19 protein-coding genes are annotated in these 24,717 nt (G+C 64.1%); 13 read left to right on the forward strand and 6 right to left on the reverse strand.

The features are described from left to right. Positions 1 to 2,318, reverse strand: a 2,318-nt coding sequence (locus tag BN1120_RS14190) for a retention module-containing protein (protein WP_042016584.1), incomplete at its 3' end; no start/stop codon positions are given. 93 nt (positions 2,319 to 2,411) lie between these two features. Next, complete coding sequence (locus tag BN1120_RS21370) at positions 2,412 to 2,768, reverse strand: hypothetical protein (protein WP_145983745.1); 357 nt, start codon at positions 2,766 to 2,768, stop codon at positions 2,412 to 2,414. A 286-nt stretch (positions 2,769 to 3,054) separates the two neighbouring features. Here BN1120_RS21370 and nrfA point away from each other — a divergent pair, with 286 nt between their 5' ends. The 11 genes from nrfA to BN1120_RS14240 all read left to right on the forward strand — a co-directional run bounded on the left by nrfA (position 3,055) and on the right by BN1120_RS14240 (position 15,291). Further along, a complete protein-coding gene (gene nrfA / locus BN1120_RS14195; protein WP_042016585.1) occupies positions 3,055 to 4,497 on the forward strand; it encodes an ammonia-forming nitrite reductase cytochrome c552 subunit in 1,443 nt (480 codons plus the stop codon). Positions 4,498 to 4,548: 51 nt separating this feature from the next. Continuing rightward, positions 4,549 to 5,163, forward strand: coding sequence for a cytochrome c nitrite reductase pentaheme subunit (gene nrfB, locus BN1120_RS14200; protein ID WP_042016586.1), 615 nt, complete (start codon positions 4,549 to 4,551; stop codon positions 5,161 to 5,163). Beyond that, positions 5,160 to 5,834: a 4Fe-4S dicluster domain-containing protein gene (locus BN1120_RS14205; protein WP_042016587.1), complete on the forward strand. Its 675-nt coding sequence runs from the start codon at positions 5,160 to 5,162 to the stop codon at positions 5,832 to 5,834. Before nrfB ends, BN1120_RS14205 begins: the two co-directional genes overlap by 4 nt. An 87-nt stretch (positions 5,835 to 5,921) precedes the next feature. After that, entirely contained in the window at positions 5,922 to 6,875 is a 954-nt protein-coding gene (gene nrfD / locus BN1120_RS14210; RefSeq protein ID WP_042016589.1) for a cytochrome c nitrite reductase subunit NrfD, read from the forward strand. A 172-nt stretch (positions 6,876 to 7,047) separates the two neighbouring features. Further along, complete coding sequence (nrfE, locus tag BN1120_RS14215) at positions 7,048 to 9,009, forward strand: heme lyase NrfEFG subunit NrfE (protein ID WP_042016590.1); 1,962 nt, start codon at positions 7,048 to 7,050, stop codon at positions 9,007 to 9,009. Further along, on the forward strand, positions 9,006 to 9,605 hold the full coding sequence (locus BN1120_RS14220; protein ID WP_042016591.1) for a DsbE family thiol:disulfide interchange protein: 600 nt from the start codon (positions 9,006 to 9,008) through the stop codon (positions 9,603 to 9,605). The genes nrfE and BN1120_RS14220 overlap by 4 nt, the downstream gene beginning before the upstream one ends. Next, entirely contained in the window at positions 9,602 to 10,792 is a 1,191-nt protein-coding gene (nrfF, locus tag BN1120_RS14225; RefSeq protein ID WP_042016592.1) for a heme lyase NrfEFG subunit NrfF, read from the forward strand. The genes BN1120_RS14220 and nrfF overlap by 4 nt, the downstream gene beginning before the upstream one ends. Before the next feature lie 350 nt (positions 10,793 to 11,142). Next, positions 11,143 to 12,063, forward strand: a complete 921-nt coding sequence (locus BN1120_RS14230; RefSeq protein ID WP_029314613.1) for a serine hydrolase — start codon at positions 11,143 to 11,145, stop codon at positions 12,061 to 12,063. A 160-nt stretch (positions 12,064 to 12,223) separates the two neighbouring features. Continuing rightward, positions 12,224 to 12,364: a DUF2256 domain-containing protein gene (locus tag BN1120_RS20900; RefSeq protein ID WP_080768040.1), complete on the forward strand. Its 141-nt coding sequence runs from the start codon at positions 12,224 to 12,226 to the stop codon at positions 12,362 to 12,364. Next, entirely contained in the window at positions 12,364 to 13,884 is a 1,521-nt protein-coding gene (locus tag BN1120_RS14235) for a cryptochrome/photolyase family protein (RefSeq protein WP_042016594.1), read from the forward strand. Before BN1120_RS20900 ends, BN1120_RS14235 begins: the two co-directional genes overlap by 1 nt. 153 nt (positions 13,885 to 14,037) lie before the next feature. Then, positions 14,038 to 15,291 (forward strand): D-amino acid dehydrogenase, encoded by a 1,254-nt coding sequence (locus BN1120_RS14240; RefSeq protein ID WP_042016595.1) that lies wholly within the window; start codon positions 14,038 to 14,040, stop codon positions 15,289 to 15,291. A 75-nt stretch (positions 15,292 to 15,366) separates the two neighbouring features. Here the strand turns inward: BN1120_RS14240 and BN1120_RS14245 are convergent, their stop codons facing one another. Next, positions 15,367 to 16,491, reverse strand: a complete 1,125-nt coding sequence (locus BN1120_RS14245; protein WP_042016596.1) for an HPP family protein — start codon at positions 16,489 to 16,491, stop codon at positions 15,367 to 15,369. A gap of 177 nt (positions 16,492 to 16,668) precedes the next feature. On the opposite strand from BN1120_RS14245, the gene BN1120_RS14250 reads away from it, so the two are divergent. Further along, the gene (locus BN1120_RS14250; protein ID WP_042016598.1) at positions 16,669 to 17,769 is read left to right on the forward strand and encodes a glycosyltransferase family 9 protein; all 1,101 of its coding nucleotides are present in this window, start codon (positions 16,669 to 16,671) and stop codon (positions 17,767 to 17,769) included. A 93-nt stretch (positions 17,770 to 17,862) separates the two neighbouring features. Here BN1120_RS14250 and metE read toward each other — a convergent pair whose 3' ends face one another. Next, complete coding sequence (metE, locus tag BN1120_RS14255) at positions 17,863 to 20,127, reverse strand: 5-methyltetrahydropteroyltriglutamate--homocysteine S-methyltransferase (protein WP_042016599.1); 2,265 nt, start codon at positions 20,125 to 20,127, stop codon at positions 17,863 to 17,865. Positions 20,128 to 20,288: 161 nt separating this feature from the next. Here metE and BN1120_RS14260 point away from each other — a divergent pair, with 161 nt between their 5' ends. After that, positions 20,289 to 21,224, forward strand: coding sequence for a LysR substrate-binding domain-containing protein (locus tag BN1120_RS14260; protein ID WP_042016600.1), 936 nt, complete (start codon positions 20,289 to 20,291; stop codon positions 21,222 to 21,224). Positions 21,225 to 21,297: 73 nt separating this feature from the next. Here the strand turns inward: BN1120_RS14260 and BN1120_RS14265 are convergent, their stop codons facing one another. Further along, positions 21,298 to 22,110 (reverse strand): siderophore ferric iron reductase, encoded by an 813-nt coding sequence (locus tag BN1120_RS14265; protein ID WP_042016602.1) that lies wholly within the window; start codon positions 22,108 to 22,110, stop codon positions 21,298 to 21,300. Between the two features lie 38 nt (positions 22,111 to 22,148). Further along, the gene (locus BN1120_RS14270; protein ID WP_042016604.1) at positions 22,149 to 24,293 is read right to left on the reverse strand and encodes a TonB-dependent siderophore receptor; all 2,145 of its coding nucleotides are present in this window, start codon (positions 24,291 to 24,293) and stop codon (positions 22,149 to 22,151) included. Positions 24,294 to 24,717 lie beyond the last annotated feature (424 nt).

Here is a 24,717-nt window from a genome sequence, read left to right on the forward strand (position 1 = left end):
GCCTCGAAGTTGAGCGACACGAGGCGATCACTGCCCACATTGACCGGCAACTGGCCATCCAGGGTCTGGCCAGAGGCCCCTTCCTGCAAGGTTACCCCGCTGTCGATGCCAAGGCGGGGATCCACACCGTCACTGATGGAGACAACCAGATCGGCGCGGGTCTCGTCGCCGTCGATCTCCTTGGCGGAAACGGTGAGCCCGAGGGAGAGCTGGTCGCTGCCCTGATGGTCCAGAGGCCCATTGAGGGAGACGGTGACATTGCCGTCGATATCACTGCCATGTTGGCTGGCGGTCAGCTCGGCCTTCAGCACCTCGACCCGCTTGCCATTGCCATCCAGGTAATACCCCGTCAGCAGGCGATCGCCGGTGAATTCGAAGGTCAAGGCGTGGCCGTCGCTGCTGATGCCGCTGCCGTTGAGACGGGCCAGGGTTGCACTCTGATCCGCGAAGACGGCACTTGTTGCCACCAAGGGATCGGACTGATGGCCCACCACGAACTGGCTCTGTCCCACCACCGCCGCCGGATTGGTGAAATCATCCTCCGTGAGGCTGATGGGGGCGATGGTGAAGTCAGGCGGTGTGCTGTCCACCAGGTTGATGGTGAGATTGGCGCTCACCCGATCCCCGTCGCTGTCGCGGTACTCCAGGGCAAAGGGCAGGCTCAGGCTATCCTGGCCGTGATCCAGGCTCTGGTTCCAGACGATGCGATAGCTGCCATCGTTGGCCAGGGTCAGGGTGAAGACGGTCGCGCCCCCCGCGCTGGCGGTGAGGGTCTGGCCGCTGACCTGGTAGGCGAGCGCCGTCCCGTGGCTGGTCAGGCCAAGCTGATTGAGGGCACCTTGATCGGCGGCAAAACTCACCTGCAGGTTGCCATCAAGCCCGGCTCCGGTGTGCAGGGATCCGGTGGCGCTCACCGGCCCCTTGGCGAGATCCGCCTCGGAGAGGGTCAGGGTATCGCTCTGACCGATGAGGGGAGCCCCGTCAATAACCCGGTTGCCCGCCAGATCCGTCACCTCGGCGCGAACCTCGTAGGGGCCCTGGATGCTGGAGAGATCCAGGCCTCCCAGTTGCCAGCGGCCGTCACTGCCCACCAGGGCACTGCCGTTGAAGAGGGTCTGGCCATTCTGGCCAATCAGGGTGATGGTCACCCGCTGCCCCGCCTCCACGTCCGTGGTACTGCCGCTCAGGGTGACCTTGTCATGGCCGAGAATGCTGTCGGTATCGAGATCGTCGATGTCGATGGCGGCACGGGTATCCACCGTCACCGTCAGGGTGTCGCTGGCCCGGTTGCCCGCGATGTCCACCGCATCGACGCGAAAATCATGGGCGCCATCGGCCAGGGTATCGGGGATCTGATATTGCCAGTTGCCGTTGCCATCCACGGTGAGCACGGCCATCACCTTGCCTTCCAGGGTCAGGGTAACGGTAGCGCCAGGCTCCCCCTTCCCTTGCAGCAGCGGCGTGGTGTCGCGGGTCAGATCATCGGTCTGGCTGGTGCCGGTGTCGCTCTCGTCCGCCAAATCCAGGGTAATGGTGGTGATGGTGTCGAGCAGGGTCTGACCGGTGTCGCTGGCCCGGTTGCCAGCCGCGTCCTGGGTATCGGCCTGGATGGTCAGGGGGCCGTCCACCAGCTTGCCGGTGACGTCGCCGAAGTTTGCCTCCCAGACGAAGCCGGGCAGCACCACTGTGGTGGTGGTCAGGCGGTTGCCATCCTGATCTATCAGGGTGACGGTGACGGTCTGGCCGACTTCCACATCCTCGACAAAGCCGCGGATGATGACGCCGGTCGCCTCGTCGGCATTGATGATGTTGTCGTCGGTCTGGGGCTCTGTGATGGTGATGGCCGCCAGCAGATCCTGATCTTCGGCATAGAGCAGCTCGTCGCCCGGCTGACGCGCCTCATGACCGGTGTCAAACCCCGCCTCGGCCAGGGTGTACTCACTGTTGAGATCCACCACCACGAAACCGCCGGCGCTGGAGCCGACCACGCCACCAGTGGTACCGGCCCCGGCGTTGCCCGCCGCCGTCTCTTCAAACAATTTGGTCGGGTCTGCCCCCTGGCGGATCGCCTCCTGGAGGCTCGCCAGCTCGGCATCGGCACCGGCGGGCAGTGCCGCCTCGGGCTGGGTGGGCTCGGGGCGTTCGCTGCCCGCCTCCGCCAGCTCCACCTGTCCGTCGGATTCGGTGAGCAGGCGCATCCCGGGCTCCAGTTGCATGCCAGGGGTCGCACGGCGCAAAGAGCCGTCCGCATCCATCACAAACACAGCGCCCTCCACCTTGGCAATAAGAGTCGGTTTATCGATTCGCAGCTCGGCCATATATCCTCCAACGGGTAAACACAGACTTCCCAGCACATGAAGCGTAAAGGGAAAGTCTCCGTGACAGGCGGCTATTTTACCGTCAATCACCCCCTATAACCCTTCGTCATTTTCGAAAATATCGAAAGTAAATGCCGCCAACCATCCTATTAAATTCAATAACACGCTACCAGGCCGCGAATATGCTGGAATAAAGCCCTTAATGTCTCTTTTATAAAAATAGATGGCTCTCTTGGCACCCATTTCTACGACAGCTTCTGTCACAAAGTCCCTTGACAGGGGCCATGGGGATGGAAAACCGAAGCATCGCCCCTCCTTTTTCAAGCCAAAAATTGAATTTAAATTCAATAAAATCGGCTCACTCTCTCCCGTCATACGCTGTATCTGCCCGCCGCCTCTCGCCCTTCCCCCCTCGCCAGCATGATGAACATCGTTTTTACCTATTTTCATCAAAAGAGAACGGGTGGAAATAACCCTCGGATGAGGTTCAATAATTCCACCTGGATCGCACTTTTAGCATCCCTCATCCCCCTCAATTGATCTAGCGCAACTCCCACGGGGATAAATGATTATCCATTTTACCCATTTGGTATTATTCCCCCGAGCAATTGCATAAACACCGATTTATATGCAGCCATAACAATGGATCGGCCTGCCATGCCCGTCGATGATGAGCACAGATGTCCACACCAAGATGGAACGGTCAGGCCCGATATGGACTTTTTATCTGGGAGTGATGACCGTGGGTTCATATGACAAGCTATTTCGACCAGGGCTGGCGGCCCTGCTGCTGACCGTCCTGCTGGGTGCAGGCAGTCTGGCACAGGCAGACGACAGTGCCCCCAAAGGGAAGATTGAGGCGCGCAGCGAGCTGTTCGCCAAGGATCACGCCGATCAGTTCACCAGCTGGAAAGGCACCAGCGAGAGCCGCGAGCGCACCGATGCCCTGGCGGAAGATCCGCAGATGGTGGTGCTCTGGGCCGGCTACCCCTTCTCCAAGGATTACAACAAGCCGCGCGGCCACTTCTATGCGCTGACCGACGTGCGGGAAACCCTGCGCACCGGCGCCCCCAAGACAGCCGAAGACGGTCCGCTGCCCATGGCCTGCTGGAGCTGCAAAGGCCCGGACGTGGCCCGCGTCATCGATGAGAAGGGTGAGGATGGTTACTTCAAGGGGATGTGGGCAAAAGGCGGACCCGAGATCGTCAACACCATCGGCTGCGCCGACTGCCACGACACCGCCTCGAAAGAGTTCAAGGAAGGGAAACCCGCCCTGCACCTCTCCCGTCCCTATGCCGACCGGGCCATGACCGCCATCGGCAAGCCGTTCAAGGAGCAGGGGCGCTTCGATCAGCAGTCCCAGGTGTGCGGCCAGTGCCACGTGGAGTACTACTTCAGCGGCCCCACCAAGGCGGTGAAATTCCCCTGGGACAAGGGCACCACAGTTGAGCAGATGGAGCAGTATTACGATGAAATAGGCTTTGCCGACTGGACCCACGCCCTCTCCAAGACCCCCATGCTCAAAGCCCAGCACCCCGAGTACGAGACCTGGCGCGCCGGCATTCACGGCCAGAACAACGTCGCCTGCGTCGACTGCCACATGCCCAAGGTGCAGAACGAACAGGGCAAGGTCTACACCGATCACAAGGTAGGCAACCCCTTCGATCGCTTCGATCAGACCTGCCGCAACTGCCACACCCAGAGCAAAGAGATGCTGCAAGGGGTGGTCAAGCAACGCAAGGATGCCGTCACCGAGATCAAACTCAAAGTCGAGAAGCAGCTGGTGCACGCCCACTTTGAAGCCAAGGCCGCCTGGGATGCCGGCGCCACCGAGACCGAGATGAAGGACATTCTGCAGGACATCCGTCACGCCCAATGGCGCTGGGACTTCTCCATCGCCTCCCACGGGGTGCAGATGCACGCCCCGGAAGTGGCGCTGCGCATGCTGGGAACCGCCCTGGACAAGGCCGCCGACGCCCGCACCAAGCTGGCACGCCTGCTGGCCGCCAAGGGGATCAGCCACGAGATCGCCATTCCTGACATCTCCAGCAAGGAGAAGGCCCAGGCCGCTCTTGGCATGGACATGAAGCAGATGAACAGCGACAAGGCCCAGTTCCTCAAGACCACAGTCCCCGCCTGGGATGCCGAGGCCAAAGCGGCCGGACGGCTCGCACAATGACGAGGCATGCGGGCCCGCAGTGTCGGGCCCGCAGCCGGATGGAAGCTTCCTATGGGTGATTTAACAATGGATTTCTTACGACTGATGCTGATGGCAGCCATGCTGCTGACCAGCCTTCAGGGCCAGGCCGCCGATGCGGCGAACGCCCCTGCGGCCCTCTCTGCCACAGCAGTCTCTGCCACACATGAGGTGGAGTTTTTGCGCAATCCCGATGCCGCCTGTACCGACTGCCACAAGGAGCAGGCATACGGCATGCACGGCAAGCACGGCCAGGCGACCAACCCCAACAACCTGGCGCCGGTCACCTGCACCAACTGCCACGGCCAGCCCTCCCCCCAACACCGGGAAGGGGTCAAGGACGTGATGCGCTTTAGCGACAGCTTCAAGGACAAACAGAGCACCGAGCGCTACCCCATCGCCGAGCAGAACGGGGTCTGCATGAGCTGTCACGAGCCCAAAGTGCTGCGCGAGGCGCTCTGGGCCCACGACGTGCACGCCACCAAGCTCACCTGCACCAGCTGCCACCAGTTGCACCCAGCCAAGGAGCCCATGGTGGCGATCCCGGAGAAGTCCCGCATCAAGCTCTGCGTCGACTGCCACAGCAAGCAGCATGAGGCCGTCAAGGCGGCCAAGGCGAACACCACCTCGGGCAAGGAGGCACAATGAGCTGCTCTCGCCGTCACTTCATGGCGGGGATGAGCGCGGGGGCCCTCATCATGATGACGGGGGCTGCTCGTGCCACCACCCTCGCCCACAGCCAGACCATCGACGGGGTACGCTTTGGCATGCTCCACGACGAGACGGCCTGCATCGGCTGTACCGCCTGCATGGATGCCTGCCGGGAGGTGAATCAGGTGCCAGAGGGAGTCTCGCGCCTCGAGATCATCCGCTCCGGCCCCATCGGCACCTTCCCCGATGCCGAGTACCACTTCTTTCGCAAGTCCTGTCAGCACTGCGACAACGCCCCCTGCGTGCACGTCTGCCCCACCGGTGCCTCCCATATCCGCAAGGAGGATGGCATCGTCGACGTCAACCCGGATCTCTGCGTCGGCTGCATGTACTGTCTGGCCGCCTGCCCCTATCAGGTGCGTTTCATCAACCCTGTGACCAAGGTGGCCGACAAGTGCGACTTTTGCCGCAAGACCAACCTGGCGGCGGGCAAGGAGCCGGCCTGCGTGGAATCCTGCCCCACCAAGGCGCTGGTGTTCGGCAATCTGGATGACCCGGACAGCCCCATCGCCAAACGGCTGGTGAAGGAGACCACCTATCGCTACAAGCAGGCACTCGGCACCTCGCCCAAGATGTACCGCGTGCCCGAAGGGGAGATAAAGTCATGACGATGCAAGAGGCGTTTCACTTCCCTTCCCTCGTGTGGGGATTTGTCCGATCGCCATCTACCGCAGTAACAGAAGGAGGAATGGATCATGTTGCATGACGCATTTCACTTCCCTTCACTGGTCTGGGACTGGCCAATCGCCATCTATCTCTTTCTGCTCGGCATCTCCGCCGGGGCCACCACCCTCTCGGTGCTGCTGCGCCGCAAGGGAGCCGGCAGCGAGAGCGGCATCATCAAGGCGACCGCCATTCTGGCGCCGGTGAGCGTGGTGCTGGGGTTACTGATCCTCATCTTCCACCTGGCCCGCCCCTGGACCTTCTGGAAGCTGATGTTCCACTACCAGTTCGACTCCGTGATGTCGATGGGGGTCATGCTGTTTCAGGTCTATATGGCGGTGCTGTTCGCCTGGCTGGCGGTGGTATTTCGGGCCGAGATCGAGACCTTGCGCCGTCACCTGCTGCAAGAGAAGTTCGCCTTTGTGGATGATCTCATCGCTTGGCTTGCCCGCATCGAGCGGCTGCTGGCGCCGCTCTTGCTGCTGCTTGCCGTGCTGTTGGGGGCCTACACCGGCTTTCTGTTGTCGGCGCTCAAGACCTATCCGCTCTTGAACAACCCGGTGCTGCCGGTGCTGTTCCTCATCTCCGGCGTCAGCTCCGGCATCGCCTCCACCATCTTGCTGGCGGTCACCCTGTTCAAGGAGAACCATCACAGCCAGGGGGTGAGCTTTGTCCACCGCTTCGAGCGGCCGGTGCTGGCGGTGGAGGTGTTGCTGCTGGTCTGCTTCTTTACCGGCCTCTACTTCGGTGGCGGCCAGAAGGAGGCAGCCATGTGGGCAGCCATCGGCAGCGGCTTCTGGGCTCAGGTGTTCTGGCTCGGGGTGGTGGGCATCGGCATGCTGCTGCCCCAGTTGCTGGCCCTGCTGGCCCCGGCGCCACTGCGGGCCAAAAACGGCTATCTGGTGCTGGTCTGCAGCCTGACCCTGGTGGGGATCCTGCTGCTGCGCTACTTCGTGCTCTATGCCGGTCAAATGACTGTCGTATAACGGTATGATCACCAGCGCCAGCCACCCTCGGGTGACTGGCGCTGGTTTGTTGCTGGCCCAATGTATTTCTGGTGATGCCAGACCCGTTGCTTGGCAATGTTCTCCGCAAAGGGAGACGACGCGGCGTGTGTGTCATGACATGAATGACATCAAAGATTGAACCGGAGGTTGTGTGCTGGCAGAGCTCGGCTATCTCTCACTGTTGCTGGCGACCGGGCTCGCCCTGCTGCAAGGGCTGCTGCCTTGGCTGGGATTGCGGCTCGCCTCACGCCCGCTGCTGGGCTGCGCAACACCGCTGGCCCTCCTGGTCGCGCTCCTGCTGTTGGCCGCCCTGCTGCTGCTCGCCAGCTGCTTTGCCCAGGATGACTTCACCCTGGTCTATGTGGCCCAGCACGCCAACAGCGCCCTGCCCCTTGGCTTCAAGCTGGCAGCCGTGTGGGGCGGCCATGAAGGCTCCATGCTCTTTTTCGTCTTTGCGCTGGGGCTGTGGGGCGCCCTGGTGGCCCTTTGCTCCAGGCGGGTCGATCCGCTGATTACAACCCGGGTACTGGCCATCATGGGGCTGATCGTCGGGCTGTTCAGCCTCTATACCCTGATCTTCTCCAGCCCGTTTGACCGCCAGTTCCCGGGGCCGCTGGAGGGGCGCGATCTCAACCCCATGCTGCAGGATATCGGCCTCATCATCCACCCGCCCCTGCTCTATCTCGGTTACGTCGGTTTTGCGGTCAACTTCGCCTTCGCCATGGCGGCGCTGCACTCGGGTCGGCTCGATGGCGCCGTGGCCCACTGGAGCCGCCCCTGGGCGCTCGGCTCCTGGGTGTTTCTCACCGCCGGCATCGTGCTGGGCTCCTGGTGGGCCTATTACGAGCTCGGCTGGGGGGGCTGGTGGTTCTGGGATCCGGTGGAAAATGCCTCCCTCTTGCCCTGGCTGCTGGGCACCGCCCTGCTGCACGCCCTGGTTGTGTGCGAGAAGCGCGGGGCTTACGGCCACGCCGTGCTGCTGCTCTCCATATTTACCTTTGCCTTAAGCCTGCTCGGTACCTTCGTGGTGCGCTCCGGGGTACTCACCTCGGTGCACGCCTTTGCGGTCGACCCCAGCCGTGGCCTCACCCTCTTGTTGCTGCTCGGTTTGCTATTGACCTGCGCCCTCACCCTGTTTGCCCTGCGGGCGGACATTCGCGCCCCCTATGCCCGCTTTGGCTTGCTGTCGAAAGAGGGGCTGCTCGGCGCCGCCATCTTGCTGCTTTGCGTGGCCTGCGCCAGCGTGCTGCTCGGCACCTTCTACCCCATGGTGTTCCAGTCGCTCCATCTGGGCTCGCTCTCGGTGGGCGCCCCCTATTTCAATACCATCTTCGTGCCGCTGGCCCTTTGCCTGATGGCGCTGATGACCCAGCTGCCGCGCCTGCGCTGGCAGCATCTGGCAGCCCAGCGCCGCATCAAGGTGCTGCTCCCATGCCTGTTTGGCCTGCTGGGAGGAGCCTTGCTGAGCCTCGCCTATCCCGAGCCGCTGCGGGGCGGCTGGCTGGGGCTCGCGGCCAACGTGCTGAGCCTCTGGCTGATGACCAGCCTGCTGCTCCCGCTCTTGCAACCGGTCGCCCTGCGCGAGCTCGCCCTCAATCGGCTCGGCAGCCTGCTGGCCCATCTCGGGGTAGCGGTGTGTGCCCTCGGCATCGCGCAGGTGAGTCACCACAGTCAGGAGGGGGGCGCCGTACTCGCCGCAGGCCAGCCCTATCGGCTCGGCGCCTTCGAGTTTCGCTATGAGGGGAGCGAGCCCATCATCGGCCCCAACTATACCGCCGAGCGCATCACTCTCAGCGTGCATAAGAGCGGTAAAGAGGTGGCACGGCTGACGCCGGAGCGGCGCCACTACAGCGTGCGCACCATGAACATGAACGAACCGGGCATCGCGTGGGGAATGCTCGGCGATCTCTACGTGGTGCTGGGTGAGAAAATGGGGCCCGGCGCCTATGCCATGCGCCTGCACTACAAGCCGCTGGTGCGCTGGATCTGGCTCGGTGGCCTGTTGATGATGGCGGGCGGTGCCCTGCGCCTGCTCGCCCGCCGGCCGCTGCTGGCTAGCCATCCTGCGCCAACTGCCGCCTCCTACCCTCGGCTTGAACAGGAGTCCTTATGAACGCCCGTTTGCGCCTGTTTGTGCCACTCATGCTCAGTCTGGGGCTCGGTGCCCTGCTCTGGCTCGGCCTTGGCAACAACCCCTACAGCCAGGATGAGGCCGTCGCAGGGCGCACCCTGCCTGCGTGGCAGAGTGACGATCTGTTTGGTGGCCCCCCCATCCACACCGCGGCGCTCAAGGGGGAGCCCTTCGTGCTCAACGTCTGGGCCAGCTGGTGCCCCAACTGCCGCGCCGAGCATCCGCTGCTGGGTGAGCTGGCCAGCGCCGTGCCCCTCTATGGCCTCAACTACCGGGACAAGGGCGATGCCGCCCGCGCCTGGCTCACCGAGGCGGGTAACCCCTATCGCGCCGTGCTGGCCGACCCCGACGGCCGACTCGCACTGGAGCTCGGCGTCTATGGCACGCCGGAGACCTATCTCTTCGCCGGTGACGGCACCCTGCTGACCCGTCATACCGGCCTGCTTACCCAGGAGATCTGGCAACGCCAGTTTGCCCCCCTGCTTGCAAAGGCCCGCAGCAACACCGCCGGCCAGCCCGAAGTGGAAAGAGAAGTGGAGAGAGAAGTAAAGAGACAAGTGCAGGAGAGCAAGCCATGAGACGTCTCGGCCACGCCCTGATAGCGCCGCTCTTGCTGGCCTTGAGCCTCGGGGCCCTTGCCAGCGGGGTCGACACCTATGAGTTTCGCCACCCCGAGCAGCAGACCCGCGCTCAGGAGCTGGCCCGTGCCCTGCGCTGCCCCCAGTGTCAGAACCAGAACCTGGTGGAGTCCAACTCCCCCATCGCCCGGGATCTGCGGCTCGAGGTCTACCGCTGGGTGGACGAGGGGCAGTCTGATGAGCAGGTGATCGCCCGCATGACGGAGCGCTTCGGCGATTTCGTGCGCTACGATCCCCCCTTCAAGCGCAGCACGGCGCTGCTGTGGGGCGGCCCCGCCCTCTTGCTGTTGCTGGCCCTCAATCGCCTGCGCAGGAGCCTGCATCGCCGGCAACCGACGCGGGTGCCGCTTGTCGGCGATAGAGCCGAGGGGGCGCTCGCCCACGACCCCAGGGCCGAGCTGAACCGGCTGATCACGGCCGAGCAGCAGGCGGGGCTTGCCCCCCACTGCCGCCTCTACCGGGAGCTGGAACTGGCCCGCCTCGCAAACGCCACCCCACTTGCCGAACAGGCCCTGCGCGAGCGGCTGGTAAGAGATCGCACCGCCCGTCCGCTGCCCTGGCTGCGCTCCTGGATGCTGCTTGGGGGCCTGCTGCTGGCGCTGATGGCCGGTATTTATGCCGGCACCGGCCGCTATCAGGCGTGGCAGGCGTATCAGTCGCGCCCCGATCCGCTGGCGGGATTGAGCACGCGGGATCTGCAGGACAAGGAGCTGGGCGCCCTGCACCAGCGCCTGCAAGCCAACCCCGCCGATCTCGACGGCTGGGCGGCGCTCGGCCAGCTCTATCTCTATCGGGACGAGTACGACAACGCCCTGCTCGCCTACCAGCGCCTCGCCCTGCAAGAAGGGGGCGCCAGCGCGGCGACCCAGGCCGCCCAGGCCACCGTGCTCTACTACCAGGCGGGCCAGCAGCTGACTCCCGAGGCAACCCGCCTGCTTGATAGCGCCCTCAAGCAGGACAAAGGCGAGGTGAGCGCCCTGATGCTGCTTGCCTCTGATCACTTCCTGCACGGCCGCTACAGCCAGGCCATCGCCCTCTGGCAGCAGTTGCTGGACGAGGAGCGCCCTCGCATCAACCGGACCGCGCTGATCCAGGCCATTCAGACCGCGCGGATGATGGGAGGATGACGCGGGGCAAAACAGCGATAATGCAGCGGACCATCTTCCCTGCCGGGCGCCGTTTTTATCGCCATGGTCGCCATTAACGACCCCTTCATCATCCCAAGGCGCCGAAAGGTGCAAAAAGAGTCGTCATCTAGCCCCTCGCCAGCATATAGTGCGCCCCCGTAGTGGCGTGTCTGCCATGGCTTGACAGGCCTCTATGACTCCCTTTATCGGGCCCAATAGCCCCGATGTGGGGGATTTCAAGGTGCGCTGGCCCATAAAATGGAAATATCCGGCCACCAGACGTTGTGAAGCGTCAATTACCGTCATATAACTTAGCCAAATGTCCCTGTGAGTCGTAGTAGAGTCAAATCATGAACCTTCGTCCTTTTCTTCCCTTGCTGCTCGGCGCCTTCCTCCTTCCCGCCAGCATGGAAAGCGCCCATGCCAACCCGTTTTCTGCGACCTCTTCTTCCACCAACAGCCTGCTCGAACCCCGCAGCAACCTGCCGCTGAGATCCGATGCCTACGTGGTCGTCAACCCGAAAACCGGCGAGACACTGGCAGAGCGCAACGCCAACCGGGTGATGTCCATCGCCTCCATCACCAAGCTGATGACAGCGCTGGTGGTACTGGATGGCAATCAGCGCCTCAACGAGACCCTCACCGTCACCATGGATGACGTGGACAGACTCAAGGGCACGGGGTCGCGCCTCGCGGTGGGCTCGCGCCTGAGCCGCGCCGACATGCTGCACATCGCACTGATGTCCTCTGAGAACCGCGCAGCCTCCGCCTTGGGACGGCACTACCCGGGTGGCCGCAAAGCCTTTATCGAGGCAATGAATGCCAAGGCCCGCATGCTCGGCATGTGGAGCACTCATTTCGCCGACAGCACCGGGCTCAACCCCCGCAACGTCTCCACCGCACACGATCTCGCCAAACTGGCTGCTGCCGCATCCACCTACCCGCTGATCCGCCAGTACACCGCCTCCGAGCAGCGTCTGGTACGCAACGGCAAGCGCCAGTTGCACTACCTCAACTCCAACCGCCTGGTACGGGAAGGAAGCTGGCCCATTCTGGTCTCCAAGACCGGTTATATCCGCGAGGCGGGGCGCTGCCTGGTCATGGGAACCCGGGTCAACAACGAGCCCGTGGTCATGGTGCTGCTTCACGCCAACACCACGGATGAACGGGTCGCCGATGCCAGAAAGATCAAGAGCTGGCTGGAAACCTCGGGCCGCATGACCCTGACGGCGCAGTCCACTCCCCAGCCCAGGCTCTTCAGCAGCCAGTAACGGCTACGAGAACAAGGGCCCCCAACCGGCAGGTGCGGGGGCCTTTTTCATGAGTGGCAATCCCCCCCTATTGCCTCTTTCTGCTCCCCCGGTGATCCCGACCGTATGGTGCTTCGTTAAGGAGGCAGAGAGAAACCAAGGGCATCAACAGGGCCGCCACATGCACCTCAAACCCCATCTACCCGAGAAGATCTGTCCCGTCTGCCTTCGTCCTTTTGCCTGGCGGCGCAAGTGGGCCCGCTGCTGGCAGGAAGTGCGCTATTGCAGCGAACGCTGCCGTCGTCGGAAGGAGCACCCCTGATGGAGCTGCGCCTCATTCTCGGGGATCAACTGAACGCAGGTCACAGCTGGTTTCGCACGCCGGATGCCGCTGTCTGCTACCTGATGGCGGAGCTGCGCCAGGAGACGGACTACTGCCGCCACCATCGCCAGAAGGTGCTCGCCTTCTTTGCCGCCATGCGCGCCTTCGCCGCCGCCCTCACCAAGGCGGGCCACCGGGTCTGCTACCTGACTCTCGATGAGAGCGCCACCTGGCCCGATTTGCCGAGCTTGCTGGCGGCCCAGCTCGAAGCGCATCAGGCCGAGCGCTTCGCCTGGCAGAGCCCGGACGAGTGGCGCCTTGCAAGCCAGCTGACCCAGTGGGCCTCAGGCCTTGCCATCCCGACCGCTGAGGTGGACAGCGAACATTTTCTCACCCCCCGCGATGGCTGGCGACGCTACCCCCACAGCCGGATGGAGTTCTTCTACCGCGCCCTGCGAAAGCAGTACCGGGTGTTGCTCGATGAGCGCGGCCAACCCCTTGGGGGGCGCTGGAACTTCGATGCCGAGAATCGCGCCAAATTGCCGGCGAGCCAACCCATCCCGGCGCCCCTCACCTTTGCCAACGAGGTGAGCGACATCGATGCCATGCTGACCCGCCACGGCGTCGCCACCATTGGCAGTGCCGATGCCGACGCCCTGCCCTGGCCCGTCACCCGGCGCCAGAGCCGCGCACTGCTTGAACACTTCCTTGCACACTGCCTGCCCCACTTCGGTCGCTATCAGGACGCCCTGAGCGAGCGGGGCTGGAGCTTGTTCCACAGCCGCTTGTCGTTTTCCATGAACAGCAAGATGCTCCATCCCCTCGAGGTGATCCGCGCTGCGCAAGCTCACTGGCAGGCCAATCAGGCCACCATTTCCCTGGCGCAGGTGGAGGGGTTCATCCGCCAGATCCTCGGCTGGCGCGAGTTTGTCCGCGCCCTCTACTGGGAAAAGATGCCCGAGTATCGGCGCACCAACTTTCTCGGGGCCGAGCGACCCCTGCCCGGTTTTTTCTGGAATGGAGAAACCAGCATGGCCTGCGTACGTCACGCCATTCGACAGTCTCTGGAGCACGCCTATGCCCACCATATCCAGCGGCTGATGGTGACCGGCAACTTCGCCCTGCTGGCGGGGATCCACCCTGACGAGGTGGATGCCTGGTATCTGGGTATCTATGTGGATGCCATCGAGTGGGTGGAGCTGCCCAACACCCGCGGCATGAGCCAGTTTGCCGATGGCGGTCTGATAGGCAGCAAGCCCTACGCCAGCAGCGGCGCCTATCTCGAGCGGATGGGCCACTACTGCAAGGGGTGCCACTATCAGGTGAAGGCCCGCAGCGGGCCGGACAGCTGCCCCTTCAACAGCCTCTATTGGCACTTTCTCTGGCGTAACCGGGACAAACTTGGCAACAACCCTCGCCTCGCCCTGCCCTATGCCAACTGGGATGGCCAAACCACAGAACAGCAACAAGCGATCCTGACGACGGCAGAGCATCATCTGCTCCACCTGGAACGGCTCTGAATCGACCGGATTTCATGCCAGAAAGTGAGCAAATGACAACATTGAGAGCCAGTTAACAAAATGTGAATAGCGATAACCACCAATGACATCGACACCAGTTGAATATCCTGTGGCGGCTGATTAAGGTGGAGGCCCCAGTCAAGGAGAGACAAGATGGACATAGTGGTACTCGGTGGTGGCGTGGTCGGTGTGACCAGCGCCTGGTATCTGGCCAAGGCCGGTCACAAAGTGACCCTGCTGGAGCGGCGTGACGGGGTGGCCCTTGAAACCAGCCATGCCAACGCGGGTCAGATCTCCCCGGGTTATGCTTCCCCCTGGGCTGCCCCCGGCATTCCCCTCAAGGCCGCCAAATGGCTGCTGCAAAAGCACGCCCCCTTCACGGTGCGACCCACCTCGGACCCCTTCCAGCTGCGCTGGATGCTGAAGATGTTCGCCAACTGCACGCCGGCAGCCTATGCAGTCAACAAGGGGCGCATGGTGCGGCTGGCCGAGTACAGCCGCGACTGCATGAAGCAGTTGCGGGGCGAGCTGGCGCTCGACTACGAAGGGCGCCAGCTCGGCACCCTGCAACTGTTTCGCAGTCAGGCCCAGCTCGATGCCAGCCAGCGCGATATCGCCGTGCTCGAGGAGTACGGCGTCCCCTATCAGTCTCTGAATGCCGACGGCTGCGAGGAGGTCGAGCCCGCCCTGGCAAGGGTGCGTGGCAAGGTGGTGGGGGGCCTGCGCCTGCCGGGGGACGAGACGGGGGATTGCTTCCGCTTCACCCAAGCCCTAGCTGACGAGGCCCGCAAGCTCGGGGTGAGCTTCGTCTTCAACTGCGCCATCGACGAGGTCGAGATCGCGAAGGGACGCGCCGTAGCGGTCCGTGCCGGCGAGCAGCGCTTCCAGGCCGACGCCATCGTCTGTGCCCTCGGCAGTTATGGCACCGGCTTCCTGCGCCCCCTCGGAATTGAGCTCCCCGTCTACCCGGTCAAGGGGTACTCCCTCACCCTGCCGATGACGGATGCCAAGGGTGCCCCACGCAGCACCGTGCTGGACGAAACCTACAAGGTCGCCATCACCCGCTTCGACGAGCGGATCCGGGTGGGGGGCATGGCCGAGCTGTCGGGCTTCAACCTGGCGCTCAACCCGAGGCGCCACGATACCCTGGCCATGGTGGTGAGGGATCTCTTCCCCCAGGGGGGGGATCTGGAGCAGGCCACCTTCTGGACCGGGCTGCGCCCCATGACGCCGGACGGCACGCCCCTGGTGGGCCCAAGCCCCATCCCCGGGCTCTGGCTCAATACCGGCCACGGTACCCTGGGCTGGACCATGGCGGCCGGATCGGGCCAGTTGCTCAGCGATCTCATCTCGGGCAATACCCCGGATATCAGCGACGAGGGGCTCACCCTGGCCCGCTACGGCTAGGCATTGGCCACCGTCTGTGCAAGTCTGCGAAAAAAGAGGGCGTGCCTGGCACGCCCTCTTTATTCTTGCCCCTGGCTACGACGACACCGGGGTCGCCTCCTCGCTCGTCAGTCCGGGTTTCAGGGCCAACGTGAAGAGCGCCGCCACCATGTCGGACTGAGTGATGATGCCCACCAGCTGCTCCCCCTCCACCACCGGCATGTGGTGCAGCCCCCCGTCGGAGAAGGCCTCCACCAGATCATAGAGAGGCTGGTAGCGCCGCGCCGTCTGCACCTCCCGGGTCATCAGATCCGCGACCTGCTGCTGCTCGAGGGCCTCCTTCGCCCTCGGCTGGTGACCCGCCCGGTCGATCATCAGGTCGTGCAGGGTGATGATGCCGACCAGCCTCTCCCCCTCATCCACCACCGGCAGCGCCTTGATCTGGTGGTGGGAGAGCAGATGCCACGCTTCCATGGCGAGCGCCTGTGGCGTCGTCACGACGAGATCCCGCGACATCACATCCTGGCACCGTACCGTCCCCACTCGCCCCCGCAGGGCGTGAAGCTGGGCCTCCTGCAGCAGCTCCTGCAGATCCTGGCGGCTGATGTCCAGCAGCTCCCCGTGTTTTTGCAGGGCAAAGTCGATGTCCTGGGTGGCGAGCCGGGCACTCGGCTGGGGATCCGCCGTCTGGTGGCGATTGGGCGCCGCCTTGCCGCCATGGGGATAACGACGCCCCAGGGCGCGGTTGTAGAGCAAGCCCAGACTCAGTAGCAACAGGGAGTTGAGCAGCACCGGCAGCAGCACGTAGCCGACCCCGAGCGCCCGGATCCCCTCGCCGCCGATGACGGCGGTCAGGGCCACGGCGCCGCCGGGCGGGTGCAGGCTGCGGGTGAGGAACATGGCGGCGATGGCCAGCATCACCGCCAGGGCCGAGGCGATAGCCATGTCCGGCACCAGGCTCGCACTCAATACCCCCATCAGGGCCGACACCCCGTTGCCCACAAGGATGGACCAGGGCTGGGCCAGGGGGCTGGCCGGGGCGGCAAACAGCAGCACGGCGGAGGCCCCCATGGGGGCGATGAGCCAGTGCACCTCGAGCCCCAGCCCCCAGCGGCACAGCAAGGCGGTGCCGAGCAAGCCGATGAGGGCGCCAAGGGCGCCGTAACAACTCTCTTTGACGCTGGTATTGGTCGATACCGGCAAAAAATCCCTGAACTGCATGGTGCTCCCGCAGACAATAACATTTATTTCAAATGCGCAATTCTAGCCACTTTCTCCCGTCCCGCACCAGCACCCCGCTCCGCCATGGCCATCATCCGCACGCTTTTTCCCTTCTTAACATTGTCTTAAGAGTCCGCTGGCACCCTTTACGCCATCCCAACACTGGAGCCCAACGGTATGACTCACCTCAACGATGCCCTGCGCCGCTTCGACGGCCAACGCCGGGTCTGGACGGCGGGACTGGAGCGAACCCTGCTCGGCTGGCTTGCCAGTCGCAGCGCATTGCCGCCCTCTTCGCAGGCACCCCGCCGGATCCTGGTCATTCGCAGCACCAACCGCATCGGCAACAACCTCTTCCTGCTACCCTTCCTGCACCAGCTTCATCGCGCCCATCCCCACGCCGAGCTGGAGCTGGTGTGCAGCCCCACCACCCTGATCCCCTTCCTGGCCGATCTGCCCCTGCGGCGCATTCATCAGATCCGGTTGCAGGGCAGACACCTGCCGGGCGCCCTCTCGGCACTCTCGCGTCTGCGCCGCCAGCACTACGACAGGGTCTACGTCCCCTTCGCCTCCAGTACGGATCACTTCATCGCCGCCTGGGTACAGGCCCGTGAGAAATGCGGCTTCGACGATGGCCATGGGGATCTCATCTTCCAGCGTCCGCGGGCTGCGGACAGTGAGTGCCACTACGCCCACCAGCCCCTGCAACTGCTCGGCATACCGGGCAATCCGGCCGAACCCATCCCCCTTGGCAGCCTGTTGCAGGGGCCAAGCCCGGCCTTGAGTGCGCTGCGACGAGCCCATCCTGGCCGTCCCCTGATCGGCTTTTTCACCGGCGCCCGCAAGGGCAAGGGGCTCTCCCTGCCCCAGTGGCAACGGTTGCTTGGGGATCTGCGCCGTCACAGCCCGGATGCCCTGCTGGTCCAGCTCGCGGATCCCGCCGCCCCCGAGCACCTGCTCGGGGACGTGCACGTTTCCCTTGGCAACATGGGGGAGCTGGCCCGCTTCACGGGCGGCCTCTCCCTCTTCGTCAGCGCCGACACCGGTCCCCTGCACCTGGCTGCCGCCAGCGGTGTGCCCTGTCTTGGCCTCTTTACCCAGACCGACCCCGCCCGCTACGGGTGCCTGGGCGCCCAGCACCTCAATCTGGTGATCGAGGATCGCAATGCCATTCCCCTCGACCACCAGTGGCTGGCCGAGGCGCTCGCAAGCGCCCCTCACCCGGTGACGATGTCGGTTTCTCCCACCCGCTACCGGCCCGCCCTGATCCCCCTCTAGGGGGCGGCCATGCAAAAAAGAGGGAAGGCTGTCGCCTTCCCTCTCTCGTCTTGGTGACACTCACCGGGCGCTCGTCCGGGTGAATGGAAGCCCTCAGGCCAGCTCGGCGCGCAGCGCCCGGGTGGCATCGACCATCACCTTGAGGGCGGCGGTGGTCTCTTCCCAGCCGCGGGTCTTGAGGCCGCAGTCCGGGTTCACCCAGAGCCGGTCTGCCGGGATTTGTTGCGCAGCCTTGCGGATGAGGTCTTCAATCCAGCCCTGGCTCGGTACGTTCGGCGAGTGGATGTCGTAGACGCCCGGGCCGATCTCGTTGGGGTAGTTGAAGCGCTCGAACGCTTCGAGCAACTGCATCTGGCTGCGGCTCGTCTCGATGGTGATCACATCCGCGTCCAGCGCCGCCACCGCCTCGATGATGAGGTTGAAGTCGCTGTAACACATGTGGGTGTGGATCTGGGTGCTGTCCACCACCGGGCTTGCGCTCAGGCGGAAGGCGCGCACCGCCCAGTCCAGATAGGCCTGGTGATCCTGCTTGCGCAGGGGCAGCCCTTCGCGGATCGCCGGCTCGTCGATCTGGATGATCTTGATGCCGGCGGCCTCCAAGTCAGCCACCTCGTCGCGAATGGCCAGGCCAATCTGCAGGGCGGACTGCTCGCGGCTCACGTCTTCCCGCGGGAAGGACCAGCAGAGAATGGTCACGGGGCCGGTCAGCATGCCCTTCACCGGCTTGTCGGTCAGGCTCTGGGCAAACTTCGTCCACTCAAGGGTCATGGGGGTCGGGCGGTCGATGTCACGGGTGATCACCGGCGGCTTGACGCAGCGGGAGCCATAGCTCTGTACCCAGCCAAAGCGGGTGATGGCAAAGCCGTCCAGCAGTTCCCCGAAATACTCCACCATGTCGTTGCGTTCCGCTTCACCGTGCACCAGCACGTCGAGCCCGATGGCCTCCTGGCGCTCGATGGCGTCCTTGATCTGGGCCTGGATGCCCGCCTCGTAGGCCTGGTCATCGATGCGCCCGGCACGCCAATCCTGGCGCAGCACCCGGATTTCCGAGGTCTGCGGGAAGGAGCCGATGGTGGTGGTGGGCAGGAGCGGCAGTTTCAGATCCGAGCGCTGCGCGTCGGCACGCACCGGGTAGGCGCTCTGGCGATCGAAGTCACTGTTGGTCAGGCTGGCGAGTCGTGACTGCACCGCCTTCTTGTGAACCCGGCTGTCGGACTCCCGATCCACGATGGGCTGGCTGTAAGCCTCGATCTTGTCCAGGGCGCCACCGTCCAGGTAGTCGGACAGCAGCCCCAGCTCATAGCACTTTTGCAGGGCGAAGGCGAACCAGCTGCGGGTCTGGGGATCCAGCTCGTGCTCCAGGGTCAAATCCACCGGGCTGTGCAGCAAAGAACAGGAGGAGGCCACCCAGAGGCGCTCGCCAAGCTTTTCTTTCAAGGCCTTGAGGGTCGGCGCCAGCTTGGCCAGGTTGGCACGCCAGACGTTGCGGCCGTTGATGACACCCGCCGAGAGTACCCACTGGGCCGGCAGGTGCGGGACCAGGGTCTCCAGCTGCTCGGGGGCAGCCACCAGATCCAGGTGCAGGCCGTCCACCTTCAGACTGGTGATGATGTCCCGCTGATGGGCCACGGACCCGAAGTAGGTGGTGAGCAGCAGCTTGCAGGGGCCGCTCAGGCGCTCATACGCCTTGAGGTAGGCCAGGCGCCACTCGTCCGGCAGGTCCAGCGCCAGGGCCGGCTCGTCGATTTGTACCCACTCCACCCCCTGGGCCGCCAGTTTGGCCAGGATCTCCTGGTAGACGATCAGCAGGCGATCCAGCAGTTCGAGGCGGGAGAAGCCGCTCTCTTTCTCCTTGCCAAGCCACAGGTACGAGACGGGGCCCAGCAACACCGCCTTGACCGGCAGCCCCAGGGCCTTGGCCTCTTCCACCTCGTCAAAGAGCTGGCTCCAGCCCAGCTTGAAGCGCTGGTCACGGTAAAATTCCGGCACCAGGTAGTGGTAGTTGGTGTTGAACCACTTGGTCATCTCGGCAGCGGCCGCCGCCGGGCCGGTCGGCGCACGGCCACGGGCCACCCGGAACAGGGTGTCGAGGTCGGTGTCGCCGTGGCGGTGACGGGCAGGCACGGCGTCTACCAGCAGGCTGGTACCCAGCACCTGATCGTACCAGGCAAAATCCCCCACCGGCAGCAGGTTGACCCCGGCGGTACGCTGGGCCTGCCAGTGGCGCTCACGCAGGCTCTTGCCCACGGCGACCAGCTCGGCCTGGGTGGTTTCGCCACGCCAGTAGGATTCGAGAGCAAATTTCAGTTCGCGCTTGGCGCCGATACGGGGAAAGCCCAGGGTGTGTGCGTAGGTCATAGGTTCCATTCCTTATGCTCGTTTATCTGATGAGGATCTGGATTGTTTGGCCATCCAGATGTTTACACATCCAAAATGACAAGATAAGGTGGCCTTGGCTATTGAATCCTCTTCAACTGGCTCTCAAGAATTTCTCAACTGACGCACAAAGGAGCAGTGCCATGGTCGCGCCCACCCCATCCAGCCCCCCTCAGAGCAGCAATCTGGGCATCGATCTCAAACACCTGAAGACCATCAGCGCCCTGGCCGAGCAAGGGTCCCTGGCCGGGGCCGCACTCACCCTCAACCTCACCCAGTCCGCCCTCTCCCACCAGCTCAAGGAGCTGGAGACCCGCCTCAATCTGGAGCTGTTTCTTCGAAAAAGCCGCCCTCTGGTGCTGACGGCGGCAGGCCAGCATCTGCTGGCCCTGGCCCGTCAGGTGCTGCCCGCCCTGGCCCAGACCGAGCGCCAGCTGTTCGCCCTGCACAGCGGCGAGGCGGGCAGGCTGCATCTGGCCCTCGATTGCCACAGCTGCATCCAGTGGCTGCTCCCGCTGTTGCCGGACTTTCGCCGCCAGTGGCCCGGCGTGGATCTGGAGGTGGAGTCGGTGCCGGGTTTCGATGCCATCAATGCCCTGCTTGGCGGCCAGCTCGACCTGCTGCTCACCTCGGATGTGCAGGCCCGCGGGGATCTTCATTTCGAGCCGCTGTTCGCCTTCGATCTCACCCTGGTGATGGCGCCGGATCACCCCCTCTGCCAGCAGCGGCGCATCGCACCGGACGATCTGCGGCCGGAGGTGCTGCTGGTCTACCCGGTGGAGCGGGCGCGCATGGACGTGTTCAGCCGTTTCCTGCAACCGGCCGGGGTGGAGCCCGCCCGTTGCAAACCGGTGGACAACACCTCGGTCATGCTGCAGATGGCCGCCGCCGGGCTCGGGCTCGCCGCCCTGCCCCGCTGGGCCAGCGAGGAGTTCGTGCGCCAGGGCCTGCTTGAGGCGCGCCCTCTCGGGGAGGGCATTCGCCGCCACATGTATGGCGCCGTGCGCGCCGCCGACAAAGATCAGGCCTGCCTGCAGAGCCTGTTCGAGCGCATCCGCACCCGGATGGCGGCCCAGTAAGCCGGACACAAAAAAGCCGCCAGGATCAGGCGGCTTTCATCACGGGTTGCCCGCGCAGACGAAGAGTCGGGCATCAGCACTCGTCACCCCTCGCCCCACCCTGCCTTCGCGGGCAGTTGCCACACAGTTCCCCATCCCGGCGCTTGTAGTGCAGGCAGCAGCGCTGGCGCACATAGCCCGGGAAGGCCTCGTCCCGGGGCAGGCCCGCCTCGCGCCAACCCGTCAGATGTGCCGACGGCAGGCCACAGGATTCAAGCCAGAGGGGGGCATGGGCCCTCACCTCCTCCCGACTCACCTCCCCGAAGAAATCGGGCACCCGCACCAGGGCCGCCAGCAGATCGTCCGCCAGGAGCGGGCGCACGAAACCGGGGCGCAGCCGCTGCGCCGTCCCAAGGAGGGTGAACAACCCCTGCCAGTGCGCCTGGAGTCGCTCTCCTGCCGTCTTGATCAACACGCCGGCCTCCCCTCTGATCATGGGCTCGGCCGGCAGGGTAAAGCCCGACACCACGCCGGCCTCATGCCCCTGTCCCAGCCTGTCGAGGGCAGGCACGGCCTGATGGCGATAGACGGCCACCATGGCGAGATAGATGGATTGCCAGCAGAGCATGCCCCAGCTGCGGGTGAGCCAGTAGGCGGGCCCCGCCTCCGGGTGTGCCTGCTGCCAGTGCGCATGGAGGGCTGCGGCCACCTCGGCCGACGTCGCCCCGGTGGCATCCGCCAGTGGCGGGCGCACGTCACCGGCCGCCACCAGGTTCCCCTTGAGGGACGGGATCAGGCTGGCCGCCGCCGCGAACAGGGCCTGGTGATCCGAGACGAGGGCGCGTTCCGCGTCCGCTTTCTCCCGGCCAAGGCTGCGCGGTACACCGCGTGCCCTCTCCTCGCCCATTCGTTGAAAGGGCCCCGGGCGCGTGCCGGGGCGCAAGGTCAGAATGCGTATTTGAGTCGCGCCTCCACGCTTCGTTCGGCCCCGAACCAGCAGTTGTTCTGGTCGTAGCAGGAGTAGTAGGTCTTGTTGAACAGGTTGCTGGCGCCAAGCGATACACCTACCCCCTTCAGGCTTGCGCTGAGGGCGGCGAGATCGTAGGAGGCGGACATGTCCATCAGGAGGTAGTCCGGTACCTTGTCGGTGTTGGCGGCATCCATCTCGGCCTCCCCCACGTAGCGCAGGCCGGCGCCCACCCGCATCCCCTCGAGGTTGCCGCCGGGGTAGTAGTTGCTCCACAGCGACGCCATCTGTCTGGGGACCCAGACCGGCGTCTTGCCCTGCAGCGTGGTGGTGTCGCGCGTGATCTCCATGTCCATCAGGGTGTAGTTGAGGGCCAGATCCAGCTGGCTGGTGAGATCGGCTCTCCCCTCAAGCTCGATGCCCCTGGAGACCGTCTCCCCGGTCTGCAGCTTGGGCCCGTAGACATTGTCCGGGTCCGTCACCAGGGCATTCTTCTTGGTGATGTGGAACGCCGACAGGGTCGCCGTCTTGCTCATGTCGTCGGAGAGGAACTTGACGCCCCCTTCCCACTGATGACCGGTTGCCGGTTTGAACGCCTGGCCCTGCTTGTCCGCCCCCGGCACCGGCTCGAAACTCTCGGCATAGCTCGCATAGGGGGAGAAGCCGCCATCCAGCTCATAGAGGGCGCCGACGCGGAAGGAGAGGTTGTCCTGATCGAGGTGGGCCAGGGACTGGCTGTCCGCCCCCTGATAGAGGGTCCGGCTGTCGGTGTCCATCCGGTAGCGGTCGTAGCGGGCGCCGCCGATGGCCACCAGCCGATCGAGGCGCACCTGATCCTGCAGATAGACGCCGGTCTGGGACTGACGGATCACCTTTTTATCCTGGTAGTTGAAAGTGAGTGCCTCTGGGACTATCTGGCTATGGTTCGGGTTGAAAATGTCGATGCTGGGCGCCGAGTAGTCGAGGGTATCCCGGTAGAGGATATGGGCATCCAGGTACTGGTAATCGACCCCGAGCAGCAGGTTGTGCTGGGCAGAGCCCGTCTGCACCTTGCCCGCCAGCTGGTTGTCGATGACAACGCCCCGGGACTCTTCATCGGTGAGATAGGCGTTGCGGGCCAGGGTGCGGTTGTCCGCCGCCAGGGCCGCGTTGTAGGTGTTGCGCTGATAGGCGGACGCATCCATGTAGCGGGCATTTTGCAGCACCTGCCAGCGCTCGTTGAAGTCGTGGCTCAGCTTGTAGCCCAGCAGGGTCACATCCCGGTTGTACTCGTTCCAGTTCTCGTCACCAAGGAAGGTGTCGCTGCCAAGCTGCCCCAGGGGGTTGGACTTGGCCGAGCCGCTGGCGGGCACAGTGGTGTAGATGCCGGCCTCGGGATCCTTCTGGTAGTAAAGGTTGAGGTTCAGCAGGGTGCGCTCGCCGAGCTGCCAGTCCAGGGACGGCGCAAAGACGTAGCGCTCCTCCTTCGAGGTCACCGCCTGGCCATCCTTCTCCCGGGCCAGTCCCACCAGCCGATAGGCAAGCTGCTCGTTGATGGCACCGGTGCTGTCGAGGGTCATCTCCTTGAGGGTGCCCGTGCCGGTCGCCACGCTCACGTTGTGCTTGCTCTCCCGCTGGGGGCGCTTGGCGATGAGGTTGACCATGCCGCCGGGGGGCATGCTGCCATAGAGCACCGATGTCGGCCCCTTGAACACCTCCAGCTGCTCGATGGCCACCGGATCTATCTGGGGTTGCAGGTTCCAGTCGTTGTACTGGAGCAGCAGGCCGTCATAGAAGTTCTGGTAGTTGTCAAAGCCACGGATGTTGAACAGATCCAGCCGGTTGACCGCCCCGCCCCGCAGCTCGGTGTTGACGCCGGGCACGTAGCGCAGCGCCTCGCTCACCGAGCTGACGCCGCGCAACGACAGGGTCTCCCCATCCACCACCGAGATGGCCTGGGGCGTCTCGATGGGGTCGAGCCGGGTCTTGGTCGCGGTGTTGCGATAGGTCTGGCCGAGCACGGTCAGGGTCTCGTCGGCGGTGGCCGTATCCTGGCTGTCGGACGCGGCGGCCTGTACAGAGCCTGCAAGCAGGGTGGAGATGGTCACGGCGACCAGGGTCAAAGGGGGGTGAACAAGCTGCATCTGATCCTCGATTACTTACTGCATGTGAATAGTAACAAATATCATTTGCATTTTATTGTTCTATTTTGCCCCGATATTAACAATTTGGGGCATGTTGGCGGGGAAGCGGGAAAAGCGAGGGTGGCAGGCATGCCATCTCCTATCGGAGGCAACATGGCAACGTCGTCGAGGCTCTCTGAGAGGGTCCATCATGGCCGCCTGATGAAGGTCACCGCCTTCACTTTCACAGCCAATCGGCAAGTAACCATCACATATTCAGAACATGGCGGCATTTTCACCCCCATATTCACACTCATCAGACAAGTATGGTCGCGTTCTCCCTCCCCTTGTTGATCCTGGTCAATCGCTATTGATAAAGGAGGCGATAGCATGCCCACCCTTTTATCAGCCCTGATTGAGACAATACCAAGCCATCAGCACACGC

This window comes from Aeromonas caviae, from assembly GCF_000819785.1.
In the GTDB taxonomy this organism is placed as follows: domain Bacteria; phylum Pseudomonadota; class Gammaproteobacteria; order Enterobacterales; family Aeromonadaceae; genus Aeromonas; species Aeromonas caviae.